The following is a 12,715-nucleotide window of genomic DNA, read 5'->3' on the forward strand; positions in this document are numbered from 1 at the left end:
GATGGATCAGGGATAAAGTTTTTCTTGTTTCGCCAGCATCTCGACGAATTGCGTGATGCGCTTCTGACGCGTCTCGGGTTTCTTCGCGGTCTGAATACGAAACAACACGGCGTAGCGGTTCGTCGCGTTGAGCGTGGCGAAGAACGCGGCGGCGCGGGGGTTTTTCGCGAAGGCGTCCGATAGATCGGGCGGCACGGTGGCGCGGCTCGGCGAGTCGTAGGCCTCGTCCCAGCGGCCGTCCTGCTTCGCGCGCTCGACCTCGGCGAGGCCCGGCGGCTGCATCTCGCCGGACGCAATGAGCGCCAGCGCCTTCTCCCGATTGATCTTCGACCAGATGCTCTTCGGACTGCGCGGCGTGAATTTCTGGAGCCACGCCGCCTCGTCGAAGCTCCGCTTCTGTCCGTCGATCCAGCCCCACACGAGCGCCACGTCGACGGCCTCCGGATAGGTCACCGACGCGACGCCCGAGGCCTTCTTCGCAAGCTTGAGCCACACGCCGCGCGACGAGGCGTGATTCGAGGCGAGCCACGTGGACCATGCGCGCGGGTGCTCGAAAGCGACGATGGGCACGTCCCCCGCGGGGGTCGCCTTGGCCGCCGTCTTCTTGGACGTCGTCGTTTTGGTCGTCTTGATCGTTTCAGTCTTTTTCATGCGAATCGTCCCGCTCCCACGCGCAGCGCGTCCCAATTTACGGGAGGCAAGTTTGGAGTGCAAGACGAAGTCGTCATCCAGGCTGGCGCTCGGACGTGAGCTCGACTATGTTCGTGAGTCATGTTCGACTGGTTCCGCAAGCGTGGTGCTTCGAAGCTCGAACCCATTCACCCGCCCTGGAGAGCGGGCCAGTACGTGACGTATTACCTGGAGCGCGAGGATGGCGTCTGGGCCGCGTTCGTGCTCCGGATCCTCGGACAAACCCAGGACGGAGCCTGGATCATCCAGGGGGATTTCAAGACGCGCGCGGGGGAGAGCACCGTCTGGTTCCGCTCGGACCCGTCCGCCCCCGAGAACGAGCCGGATCCCATACCCGTAAAGCAAACGTTGGTCCGCTCTTCCCAGGTCGAGGCCAACGTCGAGGACCGCATGGCCGACGATCCCTTGGTGATGGTCACCCTGGCGATGAACCTCCTCATGGTCCGACGCTGGCCCGCCGCCTCGGAGAGCCTGCGGACCGAGCCGCGGTCCGTGAGTCATCCATGTGAAATCGAGCGAGCGCACCTCCTCGTCACCGACGGGCCGGGCTACAAGAAACATCATGACATTCACCCGCGCGTGATGCTCACGGGCGTCGCCTGCCTGTCGATCGACGGGCACCGCAATCCGATGACGGCGACCTCGTTCGGACTGAACGACCCCGAGGCTGATGGCTCCACCTCGTACGACGATTTCGTCGACCTCTCGTACCCGAAACGCGTCGCTCACGATGGATTCGAGCTGACCTATCCGGCGACGTGGTTCCTGCGGGAGCGGGAGACCGAGAGCAAGCAGAAATCGACGGTGAAGTCCTACTTCGCCATGACCGGCGGGGTCTCGTGCTCGCTTACGCTCTCGGTGAGGGTGCGAGAAGGCTCCATCGACGAAATCGCCCGGGAGCGAGATGCGGTCCTGGCGAAGTTGAGCGCTCCGATCGACGGTCCGATGGGCCGCGTGTCGCCGCGAGAAACCCTGAAGCTCCCGGGCGATGCGAAGGGGTTTCTCGGCGCCCTGGAAAACCCCGGCATCGATGGTTTGTCCTGCGATGGGGTGTATGTCTCCGAGGATGGACGCCGCTTCGCGAACGTGATCGTATTTCTATGCGTGCTCAAGGAGAATCCACGCGCCAGGGGGACGCTCGCAAATTACGAGCGCGTGGCGCGGGAGATCCTCGCGTCGTTCGCGTTCACTTGAGCGCGTCGCGCGCCTTGCACGCGTCATCATCGCCTTCCTGGCAGCCGCGGTCGTACAACTTGCGCGCCTTCTCCGGATCCCGCTCGACCCTATCGCCCTCTGCGAACGCCTTCCCTGCCGTCAGGCAGCCTTGCGTCGCGCCGAGGGTGCAGGCGCTCTCGTAATAGTAGACCGCCGACGGCCAATCGGCCACGACGGCGTCGTTGCCGCTCTCGTAGGCCATGGCCACGTGTAGGCACGCCGTGCTCACGTCACCCCCGCAGGCTCTTTTATAAAGCTCCATCGCGCGGGTTGGGTTGCGGGGGACGCCCATTCCATGGATGTACATCACGCCGAGGCCGTTGCAGCTCGCCGCATACCCGCCGAGGCATCCCTTCTCGAAGGCCGCGAACGCGCGCTTGTTGTTCTCCCCCTGCTTGTCCTTCGGCGTCATCAGCGCGAGCCCGAGCGCATGGCAGCTCGCGAGGTCATTTTTCTGGCAACCCTCGTCATGCGCGGCGATCTCGTCCGAATGCTTGCCACTGCCGGCGCCGTGGATGAACACCATGCGGCCCTTGTCCGGCGTTGCATCGGGCGCGGGGGGCGGAGGCGTGGACGGCGGGGAAGGATCCGCTCCACAGCCGGTCAGCAGGGCAGATGCGAAGAGCAGGAGCAGGAAGCGCTGGGTCACAAGGGCAAATCTACCAACCCTCGGCGCGCGGCGAAAGGGGCGCGCCAAGGGTCAGGGCATCATTTTGGGGCGAAACTTCTGCACGCGTCGTCCCACCTGCTCGACCACGTACACGCTGCCATCCGGCCCGACGGTGATATCGTGCCCCGTGTCGAACTGCCCCTCCTCGCGGCCGAAGCTGCCCCAGCTCGTGATCACCTTGCCGTCGCGATCGAGCTCGAGCGCGCGCCCCGACGGCGCGTCGTCGAGCTGGTCGCCGCCGTCGATCACGAAGACGTGCCCGTTCGGCGCGACCTCGACGCCCCAGGGCCGCCCGATCTCGGGCCCGCTCCAGACGTCGACGAGCATGCCTTCGAGGTCGAAGATCTGCAGCCGCGCATTGCCACGATCCGCGACGTACACGCGGTCCTTTCCGTCGGACGCGATGCCGTGCGGAATGTCGAAATGCCCCGGCTCGCTCCCCGGATCGCCCCACGCGTCGAGGAACATGCCCCGCACATCGAACCGCGCCACGCGGGTATTCTCGTACCCATCCGAAACGTAAAGCTCGCCGTTTGGCGCGAGAAACACGTCGGTGGGTTTGCCGAACTCGTCGGGCGGGCTGCCGCACGCGACGACGAGCGCCGGGAGGAGCAGGAAAAACCAAGGTCTCATTCGTGCCCCCTGCCGATGGTCTGAAGGAGCGCGCCGTCGTGGCTGAACTCGAAGATCTGATCGAGCCCGACGTCGGTCACCCAGACGTGGTCGTTCTTATCGACGCCGAGCCCGTGCGGGACGAGAAAGACGTTTTCCCCCCACGAGGCCAGCACCTCGCCCGTCTCGCCCTCGACCATCCAGATCGTGGGTTTGTCGATGATCTCTTCGTTGCCCCAGCCCCGGTCCGCGCGGTGGAACACGAAGACGTGGTTGTGCGAGTCGACGCCGACCCCGACGGCCTCGCCGAGGGTCTGTCCGGCCGGCGGCTTCAACCATTGGGGCACGACCTCGTAGGCCGCCGCGGGGGCGCTCGTGGAGCGCGGCGTGGGCTCGTCCGCGCAGCCCGCGCCTGCGACGAGGCTGCCGGCGAGCACGGCGCACGCGAGGATACGGCGCGTTTCGCTTGTACGTCTCATGAACGATCGACCTCCTCCGGGCAGAGGAGCAGACCTCGGCGGCCGGGACCATCTCCTGCTTGTGAAGCGAGAGCTTCCTCGGTACGCTCCTCGGCGCTCCGCGTCGCATGGGTGGCGCGGGGCTGGCGACGCAGGCCGGTGCTTGCGCGCTTTCCGCGAATCCCCCGAGGGAGGTTGGTGCGTGTTCTGTCCGACCTGTGGTACGCCGAACGCCGATGGCGCGCCCGTGTGCATCAAGTGTGGCAATCGCCTCCAGGGAGCAGCTCCCCAGGGATGGGGCGCGCCGCCGCAAGGGTATCCCGGCGCGCCGCAACCCGGCTGGGGCGCCCCCCCGCAGCAGGGCTGGGGGCAGCCGCCGCAAGGGTTCGGCAACTACGCGGCTCCCGCCCAGTTTGGCATGGTGCCGGCGGCGTACGGCGGGATGGCCGGCCCGAAGGGCACGACGCGGGACCCGACGATGGTCCTCATTTTCAGCTTCTTTTGCTTCTACGGCGTGTACGTCGCGTGGGCCATGCTGAGCGAGCTGCAGGCCTACACGCAGGACGACAACTTCAAGCCGTGGAAGATCTTCATTCCGATCTACAACCTCTACTTCTGGCACAGCGAGGTGCCGGAGCAGGTGACCAAAGCGAAACGAATGGCGGGCTGCCCGAACCCGTACGCGAACGGGTTTTACGAGCACGCGAACGTCGCCCTTTACTCGCTCGCCAAGGACCTGAACGAGGTCTGGAAGTGCAGCCCCTAGCCAAGAGCCGACTATGTTGACAATCTACGGATGCAAGGGATGCGGCTCGGTCGTGGTCGAGGCCGCGTGTGATCTCCTCGGAGAAACCTACGAGCGCCGGGAGGTCGAGCCCTGGACGCCGGGCCCTGCGCTCGACGAGCTGCGCGCGCTGAATCCGCTCGCGCAGGTGCCCACGGTCGTGCTGCAAGACGGCACCGTCTTCACCGAAAGCGCGGCCATTCTCCTCTGGCTCCTCGAGCGCCACCCGGAAACGACGCTCGCTCCGCCGCCCGGCGACCCGAAACGGCCGGCCTTCTTGCGCTGGCTCGTGTATTTCGTGTCCAGCATCTATCCGATGTACACCGTCGGCGATTTCCCGGCGCGGTGGGTGAAGGACGAGGGAGCGCAAAAGGAGCTCAAAGCGGCGACCGTGCAGCGGACGCTCGATTGCTGGCGCGCGATCGAGCAGGGGATTTCGCCAGGGACCTATTTGCTGGGCGAGACGATGACGATCCTCGACGTGTACGCGGCGATGATCTCCCGCTGGCGCCCCGGCCGCGAGAAGATCCGCGAGGTCGCGCCGCGCTGCATCGCCGCGGCGGAGCGGGCCGAGACGAACCCGATCGTGGCACGGGTTTTCACGCAATTTCCGAGCACGACCAGCTAAAGCCTTGCGGACGCCCGCGCCGGGCCCCACGCGATGCGCGGAGGCCCCATGCCCGAGAAAAAGACCATCGAGCGAGCCCGGCAGGACCAGCGCGAGGGCAAGGCGCCGAGCACGCAGGCCGGCGAGTTCGTCCGCGAGGAGATCGAGCACGTCAAGGAAGGCAAGCACGGGGTGAAAAACCCCAAGCAGGCCATTGCGATCGCCCTGTCCAAGGCGCGCCGCGCCGGCGTTTCCGTGCCGCCGCCCGCGCCAGGCAAAGCCAAGGAGCGGACGCGGCGGCAAGCCAAACGTGACCTCGAAAAAGGGAAGAAAGAGGGCCCGCTCCGCAAGAAGGCGGCATAACGATCACGCGATCGCCGCTCGACCCTCCGTCCCCTTCGCGCCCACACCGCCCTTCGCGCCGAGCCGCGCGCTCCGGAGCACGCCCACGGACACCACCATTGCGACCAGGGTCAAGAGCAGTCCGCCCAGCGTCCCCGGCCGACCGGCCTCCTTGAGGCCCGTGAACAGGACCCGCGTGACCTCGGCGTCGGGCACACGCGCCGGATCTTCGAGGAAAGACATCACCGCGCCGACGTTCGTCCAGACCCCAGCGATCGTGGCGATCACCGTCGTCACCGACAGCGCCGCGGTGAACGCGAGTTTGTCGCGGCCAGGCGCCGCCGCATATCGCACGGCCGCGCCGAGCGCCGCACAACCGGCCGCGAGGACCGTCCACATCCCGAATCCACCCTCGCACATGAACTGAACCAAGCTGAAACCACTCATGGCTCGCTCCTCTCGTTTCATTCCGGACAGCCTCATCGCCGTCCTTTCATGAGCAGAGAACACGAGCTCCCAGCGGGCGTGACAGGGCGAGGTCGATTTTTTTCGCCCACCGAACCAACGCCCGGAACGGGCTTGCTCCTTCGGGCTTGGTGCAGGTAGCCTCGGGGAACCATGTCGATCGATCCGGCCCGCCTCGCACGCATCCGCGCGCGTCTCCTCGCCGCGGCCGCCCTCACCACGGCGGCCGCCGGGTGCGCCAAGCCCATCATCAACGATCGGATGGGTGGCCCGCCCGAGGAGACGATCAACGAGCGTCGCCCCGAGCCGGAGCCCACGGACAACGAGGCCCCCAAGACCCCGACGGCGGAGCCCGCACCGACGGCACCCGACACGAGCAAACCGACGATCCACCACGTCAACACGCCACCCTCGGACGGCGGCACCAAGCTCACCCCGCCGGATCCGGGTCAGACGATCAATACGGCGCCGAACCAGCGCTGACCCGGACAAACGCGGGCCCCCCCCATGCGAACGCCGGTTCCCCTCGGGACGACGGAGCGGCTCTTCGGCACGCTCCACCGTCACATGCTGGATCGCGGCTACGAGGTGCCGCCGTGGGATCGTTTGAGGGCCGATGATCTCGACGCCGAGGACGTGGAGCTCGCCCGGAGCGCGTGGGCGGCGCGGACGGTTGCCGAGTACCGGTCCATGATCGTATTCGGCGAGCTCATCGCGCGGTTCGCCGAGGTGGGCCTGCCCCTCGAAGTGACGACCGCCGCCTCGCGCCTGCTCTCCGACGAGGCCCGCCACACCGAGCTCTGCGCGCGCGTCGCCGACGGACTCGGCGGGCACGCGGGGATCACTTTGAAGCCCAACGATCTGCGCCTCCACCGGAACGACCTGCCCGCGCACCTCTTCGTGGCGCGCTGGACGACGTCGATGTTCTGCGTGGGCGAGTCGGCCTCGGTCGCCATTCTGCGGGTCCTTTTGGCCCACGCGAAAAACCCCTGTATCGAGGCGGTGCTCCGGATCCTGCTCCGGGACGAGATCCTGCATGACCGATTCGGCTGGGCGCTCGCGCGCCTGGTCCTGCCGCGGCTCACGGACGACGAGCAGGAATGGCTGGCGGCCGACCTAGCGCTGACGTTCGCCCACTACGATCGCGCACACGGCGCGTCCGATTCCGATGAGGAAGGCGCCCCGCTCTGCGGCGACCTCGGCCTCGCGCCCGCCCGCGCTCGCAGTGAGGCCTTCCACCGTCGAATCGATACGGTGATCCTCCCGTCGCTCGCGGGCCTCGGCGTACCCGCCTACGAGGCGTGGCTGCTTCGAACCGAAGTTTGAATCACTTCCCGCGCATGCAAATCTTGATGGCCTCGCGGAGGTTGGAGACCGTCCGCGCGCCGGCGAACCCGGCTCCGAGCGAGATCAAGGTTTGCGCCACGGCCGGCCGGATGCCCGTCACGATGCTCTGCGCGCCGAGGAGCTGGATCGAGCGAATGATCCGCACCACGTGATCGGCCGTCGCCTCGTCGACGCTCTCCACGCCGGTCAGGTCGAGGATCGCATAACGCGCCGCGTGCGCCACCACGGCGGAGAGCATACGCCCGGTGATCTCCGAGGCGCGTGCCTCGTCGAGCATCCCCACCACGGGGAGCGCGAGCACGCCGTCCCATACCTGGATGATCGGCGCGGACATTGCGTGAATGGCCGTGCGCTGCTCCTCGATGATCGCGAGCTTCTCCTGCAGCTCGAGCTCGCGGCGCTTGAAATCATCGATGTCCTGGAAGGCCCCGATCAGCCGGACCACCTTGCCGTCCTCGAACACCGGATGCCCCGAGGCGCGCACCCACAGACGTCTTCCCCTCGCTGTGAGGATCTGCAGTTCCAAGTCATACGCCTCGCCTCGCATGCATCCCTGCACAGCGGCGGTGATGATGGGAATCGCCTCGGGCGTATAGAAATTGATGGCCGTCTCGAGGATCGGCCGGAACCCCGGGGGCACCTCGTGGATGCGGTAGGTCTCTTCGGTCCAGTAAAGGTCTCCTGTCCGATTATCGACTTCCCAGCCGCCGACCCGGGCCGTCACTTGCATCTTCTGCAGCACCTCCTCGCGCCTTCGGCTCGCCTCCGCGCTCTCCTGCTCGTTCACCGCGCGCCCGGTCACATAAAACGCCTCGTCTTCGGTCACACGCCGGAGCGCGAAGGCGACCGTCCGGGTGCTGAGGTCGCGATGCAAAAGCCGCTTCGTGACCCGGAGCGTCGTATCCCCCTCCCCGTCGCCCTCGAGAAAGGCCCGCACCTCGGCGGCGTCGTCGGGATGCACGATCGTGGCGAAAGACTGCCCGAGGAGCGTCTCCACCAGGTACCCGAGCACGTCGCGGAATGCCTCGTTGGCGTGGACGAAGCGCCCCTCCCGATCCAGCACGGCGAGAATGTCACCGGAGGTCTGGAAGAATCGCTCGTAAGAGAGGGCGCGTACGTCTCGGACGGTTCCCATGCGCCGATGGACATTGCGCAGAGAGGAGAACCGTTGTCAATCGAGGCGTATCGAAAGATGGCCTGGATTGACGCGGCCTGTCGCACGAAAGCACGCCAACCATTTGACGGCCAAACAAAGCGAAAGCTTGCTCTCCTTTAATAGCTCTTGTGTCGGGCACGGAAATAGGGTTATTGGGAAAACTCGGGGCATGCGTCCCTAAGGAGGCCCATATGACCAAGACCTCGTTCGCATCCGTATCGCGGCGCGCGAAGGTAGCTGCTCTCACCGTGACGGCCGGAGCGGCGGCCATGATGCTCACAGGCTTCATCTCGTATCCCACGAACGGGTGGAAAGCCGTCGCCGAGCTGGAAATCGCCAAGCTGCCGGTCTGCTACGCGCTCGGGACCGACGCGATCGGGCGAGGCGATTTGCAGGGCGGCAAGAACACGTACGCAACCTGCTTCACGAGCGACGCGGAGCTCGCGGTTTACTTCCCGGGGACCCCCACCAATGGCCCGCCGAGCAGCACCGCGACCGGCACGGACGACTGGGCCGACTTCGTCGAAGGCGTCTTCACTTCGAGTGGCTACACGTCGACGCAGCACCTGATGGGCAGCATCAGCATCAACGTCATCGACGACGACGATGCCACGATGACCTCGTACCTGCACGCGACGCACGTCCTCGCGGACGGCACGATCGATGTGGCCAATGGCACCTACGAGGACGAGGTCATCCGCGTCAATGGCGCCTGGAAGATCAAGAAGCGCACGCTGAAGCTCATTACGTTCCTGAACCTCGGTACGCCCGCCCCCTGAAGAGCGCCGTCAAGGCGCGGCGGGAGGTGGGAGCGCCGCGCCGATGGGCTCGGCGTGGACCTGCGTGTGCACGACGCGCCGCCGCTTCGCTCCGATATTGGCGACATCGAAATCGAACCGGATGCCAATCATGACGGCGTCTGGGGGCAGGTCCGTGCTCGCCATGGGGTTCGACAATCGATCGTCACGCACGCCGGGGAGCGTGATGATGCTCGAGTTGCCACCGACCAGGGCCGGCTTGGGATTCGGAATGCCGTGCGCCGTGCCGTCGGGCATGGTGAGGCGGCTCCTCGTGCTGACGAAGACGCGCCCACCGCCCGCGTATGCAGTCGGCATCGGAAACACCCGTCCGGCGAATTTTTCTTTCACCGCGCGCGCAATCCGCTCCCATTCTTTTCGATCGCCGCCCTTGGCCACGACGACCTCGACGGAGGCAATTTGTCCGCGCGCGTCGAGCGTGAGGAGGAAGGTGCTGTCGGATTCGGGGGGCGTGCTCGACGACCGGATTTGTTCCGCGACGGCCGACGCGAGGGTCCCGGCCGCGGGGAATTTCGCCTGCTCGGCACTCCCCGCGAGGACGCCCTGGGCTGTGGGGCGAATGGGCGCGGGCGCCGGCGCGGCCTCGCGGGGCATGGCGCCCGGGACCGCCCAGACGGGCGGACCGGCGAGCGTGCCGGCGCGCGAGGGTTCGCCTGGCGGTCCGTCGTACTCGGCGGGGCCGGTCGTGGACGGTGCGGGGAGCGAGGGGGGCGGGGCATCCGGCGCAGGCGGCACGGGCTCGGGCTCCTCCCCCTCGGGCGTCGTGCGTTGGGGCAGGACCGCCACGCGGGGCGCGGGCTCGGGGGCCGGCGGGGGCGTTTCCAGGGCGCCGCGCGGGGGCGACGAGGCGGCGGGCTCGGTCGGACGGAGGTCGATCCAGAGCTCGGGGGATCGCTCGAAGGCATGCCCGATCGTGGCGAGCTCGAGGGGGCGGGGCGGGAGGACGCGCACGACGAGGAGCCCCGCCGCGTGCAGGATGAGCGCGGCGAGCAGCGAGAGCGGAATCCGGCTGCGTGCGGGAGGGCTCAAGGGGGATGACCGTGCGTTGCGGGAGCGTGCCCGCGCATTCACGCGGGCGCAAGGATCTCGTTATCGAGGAGCCTCCGTCGTGGCCGAGACGCACCTCGTTCCCATCGCGCAGGGCAGTGTTCCGTCCTGCCGCAGGAGGGCCTGCCAATCCACGCGCAGGGCCTCTTCGAGGACCGACACGCGGGCGGGCACCATTCGAGTGACGTCGTACGTTTCTCGGAACAAGGCGAGAACCTCGTCGGGCGTGCCCGACAAATCGACGAGGATGGGCTCGATCCGCACGTTCACGAAGGGCTGGAGCAGCTCCCGGAGCCCCTCTTCGCTGTAGGTCCGAAGGTCACCGATTGACGGCCCCTCGAAGGGCTCCTCGCGGAGGCGACGCACGAGCATGGTCCACGCATCCTCGGTCGGCGCCGCGATGCGGCCGCCCACCACGGCCGCGAAGGCGCCGCCGGGCCGCAAGACGCGCCGCACCTCGGCGAGGGCCTCCTCCACGGGGCGCATCAACATGAGCGCGAGGTGGCACGTGACGAGGTCGAAGGAAGAAGCCTCGAATGGAAGTGCCTGCGCTCGCCCCTGCACGAGGGTCGCCTCCGGCCCGAGGCGCGCACGCGCCGCCGCGAGCTCGCCTTCGCTCATATCGATCCCCACGGCGCCCTGGATGCCGCGGGATCGAAGCAACGAGAGCAGCGCCCCGTCGCCACACGCGAGATCGAGCACGCGATCGCCCGGCCGCGCATGGCCGGCGAGCCATTCGTAGGTCGAGGGTTTTCCGCGGAGGAACGCGCGCGACGTGGCCCCGGGACGAAGGTCGTGCCAGCTCCGGAGCCAGGTTTCGGAGGGATCCATGGCCGATACGTACCATGAAGCGCGCGGGGTCTGCTACCCTCGTCGGCCGTGGGAAAACTCTACGACAGTCTCGATGAGGACCTCATCGAGTTCATCGGGCGGCAACACATGTTTTTCGTCGCCACGGCGCCGCTTGCCGGGGACGGATTCGTGAACCTCTCGCCGAAGGGGCACGATACGCTGCGCGTGCTCGGCCCGCGCACGCTCGGATACCTGGATTTCGCGGGGAGCGGCGTCGAGACGATCGCCCACGCCCGCGAGAACGGGCGCATCGTGGTGCTCTTCTGCGCATTCGATGGGCCGCCGCGGATCCTCCGCATTCACGGCCGCGCCGAGGCCTTCGAGCCCAGCCATCCGCAATTCGCCGCCCTGCGCGAGCACTTCGGACCGCCGCGGCCCGGCGAACGCGCGATTTTGCGTGTCGAGGCCACGCGGATCGCGACGTCGTGCGGGTACGGCGTGCCCCTGTACGAGTTTGTCGCGGAACGGACCCAGCTCGCGGATTGGGCCGAACACAAAGGGCCGGAGGGGATGCGCGAATACATGGAGAAAAAGAACGCGACGAGCCTCGACGGGCTGCCGGGGCTCGACTTCGGAAAACCAGGTTGATCGCTCAACCAAGGCGCTCCCGTGCGAGCGCCGCCGCGTAGGACTCGGGATCTCTTTTGATCACGAGCCGCCACGCCTCGGCCGCCCGCTCGGCCCGCCCGAGCGACGCGAGCGTATCTCCCCAGGCGAGCAGCCCATCGCCTCCCTGCCCACGGAACACGTGCCGCGCGCCCGCCTCGAACCGCGCGAGCGCCTCCTCGAATCGCCCTTCGCGGGCGTCGATGCGGCCGAGCAAAAAGAGCGCATTGCGCCGCGACGACGCGCGTTTGGCGATCGCGTCACCGCGGAGGACCGCGCGCCGCGCAGACGCGGGGTCCCCCTCGGCGAGGCAAAGGAAGGCCTCGGCGAAATGGTATTCGCTCCGGAAATCGAGGGGGAGATCGGCCTCGCGCGCGAGGGCGAACCAGGCGCGCGCCTCCTCGGCGCGCCCGCGCGCCCCGAGCACCCAGGCGCCGTGCAGGGCGGCGCCCGTGCGGGCGAGCGCGTCCTCCGCGTCGAGGGCGCGCCGCACGTGGGCGAGCGACTCCTCCCAGCGGCCGAGGTTCGCCAGCGCCTCCGCCTCGTTGACGCATAGAATCGCGTCGTCCTGCGCGAGCGACCAGGGCCCGCGACGGGCGAGCGCCCGCTCATACCGCCCGGCCGCCACGTCCACGCAGACGAGCATGTTCACGACGTGCAAGGCGAGCACGCCGGTTGGGTCCTCGAATACGGCGATGTCGTCGACCACGCGGCAGGCCTCGGCCATCCTGCCCTCGTAATAGAGCTGCATCGCCGTCTCGGCCTGCACGAGCGCCGCGGGCAGGCTCCGCTCCGAGGCCTCGAGCAGGAGCCTCGACGCGGAGGACCGCGCGCGGGCCCGCGCGCGGCTCGAAGACGACCACGATCGGGGGCCGACCTGGGGCCTCGGGGCCCGCTCGAGCACCGTGGCCCCGACCGCGACGAACCCGGCGAAGAGCCAGGCCCCCACGAAGAGCTCGAAGAAACCAAGATCGTCCATGCCGGCGCCGGAGAGGACGCGCGTCAGGATACGGCAGGTCTCGCGGCCGGGACAAGGGGGTCTGTCG

Annotated in this window: 17 protein-coding genes; 8 read left to right on the plus strand and 9 right to left on the minus strand. The window is 67.8% G+C overall.

The window, feature by feature from the left end; genetic code table 11:
- Positions 1 to 6: 6 nt before the first annotated feature.
- Positions 7 to 651, minus strand: coding sequence for a YdeI/OmpD-associated family protein (locus KEG57_RS14375; RefSeq protein ID WP_272420351.1), 645 nt, complete (start codon positions 649 to 651; stop codon positions 7 to 9).
- A 120-nt stretch (positions 652 to 771) separates the two neighbouring features.
- Between KEG57_RS14375 and KEG57_RS14380 the strand changes: the two genes are divergently transcribed.
- A complete protein-coding gene (locus tag KEG57_RS14380) occupies positions 772 to 1,884 on the plus strand; it encodes a hypothetical protein (protein WP_272420352.1) in 1,113 nt (370 codons plus the stop codon).
- Here the strand turns inward: KEG57_RS14380 and KEG57_RS14385 are convergent.
- Genes KEG57_RS14385 through KEG57_RS14395 form a run of 3 tightly spaced genes read right to left on the minus strand, consistent with a single transcriptional unit; the run spans position 1,877 to position 3,666 of the window.
- Positions 1,877 to 2,554, minus strand: coding sequence for a tetratricopeptide repeat protein (locus tag KEG57_RS14385; RefSeq protein WP_272420353.1), 678 nt, complete (start codon positions 2,552 to 2,554; stop codon positions 1,877 to 1,879). The two genes, KEG57_RS14380 and KEG57_RS14385, sit on opposite strands and share 8 nt — an antisense overlap.
- 51 nt (positions 2,555 to 2,605) lie before the next feature.
- Complete coding sequence (locus tag KEG57_RS14390) at positions 2,606 to 3,208, minus strand: NHL repeat-containing protein (RefSeq protein WP_272420354.1); 603 nt, start codon at positions 3,206 to 3,208, stop codon at positions 2,606 to 2,608.
- Positions 3,205 to 3,666 carry an NHL repeat-containing protein gene (locus KEG57_RS14395; RefSeq protein ID WP_272420355.1) on the minus strand — a complete coding sequence of 154 codons (462 nt, stop codon included), beginning with the start codon at positions 3,664 to 3,666 and terminating at the stop codon, positions 3,205 to 3,207. The genes KEG57_RS14390 and KEG57_RS14395 overlap by 4 nt, the downstream gene beginning before the upstream one ends.
- A gap of 181 nt (positions 3,667 to 3,847) precedes the next feature.
- On the opposite strand from KEG57_RS14395, the gene KEG57_RS14400 reads away from it, so the two are divergent.
- The 3 genes from KEG57_RS14400 to KEG57_RS14410 are packed head-to-tail and all read left to right on the plus strand — an operon-like array spanning position 3,848 to position 5,399.
- On the plus strand, positions 3,848 to 4,411 hold the full coding sequence (locus tag KEG57_RS14400; RefSeq protein ID WP_272420356.1) for a zinc-ribbon domain-containing protein: 564 nt from the start codon (positions 3,848 to 3,850) through the stop codon (positions 4,409 to 4,411).
- Positions 4,412 to 4,424: 13 nt separating this feature from the next.
- On the plus strand, positions 4,425 to 5,057 hold the full coding sequence (locus tag KEG57_RS14405) for a glutathione S-transferase family protein (RefSeq protein ID WP_272420357.1): 633 nt from the start codon (positions 4,425 to 4,427) through the stop codon (positions 5,055 to 5,057).
- Between the two features lie 48 nt (positions 5,058 to 5,105).
- A complete protein-coding gene (locus KEG57_RS14410; RefSeq protein WP_272420358.1) occupies positions 5,106 to 5,399 on the plus strand; it encodes a DUF6496 domain-containing protein in 294 nt (97 codons plus the stop codon).
- Between the two features lie 3 nt (positions 5,400 to 5,402).
- On the opposite strand, the gene KEG57_RS14415 is transcribed toward KEG57_RS14410, so the two are convergent.
- Positions 5,403 to 5,825: a hypothetical protein gene (locus KEG57_RS14415; RefSeq protein WP_272420359.1), complete on the minus strand. Its 423-nt coding sequence runs from the start codon at positions 5,823 to 5,825 to the stop codon at positions 5,403 to 5,405.
- Between the two features lie 171 nt (positions 5,826 to 5,996).
- On the opposite strand from KEG57_RS14415, the gene KEG57_RS14420 reads away from it, so the two are divergent.
- Positions 5,997 to 6,326 (plus strand): hypothetical protein, encoded by a 330-nt coding sequence (locus tag KEG57_RS14420; RefSeq protein WP_272420360.1) that lies wholly within the window; start codon positions 5,997 to 5,999, stop codon positions 6,324 to 6,326.
- Between the two features lie 24 nt (positions 6,327 to 6,350).
- On the plus strand, positions 6,351 to 7,169 hold the full coding sequence (locus KEG57_RS14425) for a hypothetical protein (RefSeq protein ID WP_272420361.1): 819 nt from the start codon (positions 6,351 to 6,353) through the stop codon (positions 7,167 to 7,169).
- A gap of 1 nt (position 7,170) precedes the next feature.
- On the opposite strand, the gene KEG57_RS14430 is transcribed toward KEG57_RS14425, so the two are convergent.
- Entirely contained in the window at positions 7,171 to 8,325 is a 1,155-nt protein-coding gene (locus tag KEG57_RS14430; RefSeq protein ID WP_272420362.1) for a PAS domain S-box protein, read from the minus strand.
- 212 nt (positions 8,326 to 8,537) lie between these two features.
- Here KEG57_RS14430 and KEG57_RS14435 point away from each other — a divergent pair, with 212 nt between their 5' ends.
- Positions 8,538 to 9,125 carry a nuclear transport factor 2 family protein gene (locus KEG57_RS14435; RefSeq protein WP_272420363.1) on the plus strand — a complete coding sequence of 196 codons (588 nt, stop codon included), beginning with the start codon at positions 8,538 to 8,540 and terminating at the stop codon, positions 9,123 to 9,125.
- A 9-nt stretch (positions 9,126 to 9,134) separates the two neighbouring features.
- Here KEG57_RS14435 and KEG57_RS14440 read toward each other — a convergent pair whose 3' ends face one another.
- The gene (locus KEG57_RS14440; protein WP_272420364.1) at positions 9,135 to 10,193 is read right to left on the minus strand and encodes a hypothetical protein; all 1,059 of its coding nucleotides are present in this window, start codon (positions 10,191 to 10,193) and stop codon (positions 9,135 to 9,137) included.
- 60 nt (positions 10,194 to 10,253) lie between these two features.
- A complete protein-coding gene (locus KEG57_RS14445; protein ID WP_272420365.1) occupies positions 10,254 to 11,042 on the minus strand; it encodes a class I SAM-dependent methyltransferase in 789 nt (262 codons plus the stop codon).
- Positions 11,043 to 11,090: 48 nt separating this feature from the next.
- Between KEG57_RS14445 and KEG57_RS14450 the strand changes: the two genes are divergently transcribed.
- The gene (locus tag KEG57_RS14450; RefSeq protein ID WP_272420366.1) at positions 11,091 to 11,651 is read left to right on the plus strand and encodes a pyridoxamine 5'-phosphate oxidase family protein; all 561 of its coding nucleotides are present in this window, start codon (positions 11,091 to 11,093) and stop codon (positions 11,649 to 11,651) included.
- 4 nt (positions 11,652 to 11,655) lie between these two features.
- Here KEG57_RS14450 and KEG57_RS14455 read toward each other — a convergent pair whose 3' ends face one another.
- Positions 11,656 to 12,648, minus strand: a complete 993-nt coding sequence (locus KEG57_RS14455; RefSeq protein ID WP_272420367.1) for a tetratricopeptide repeat protein — start codon at positions 12,646 to 12,648, stop codon at positions 11,656 to 11,658.
- Positions 12,649 to 12,715: the final 67 nt, after the last annotated feature.

Source organism: Polyangium jinanense, assembly GCF_028435365.1.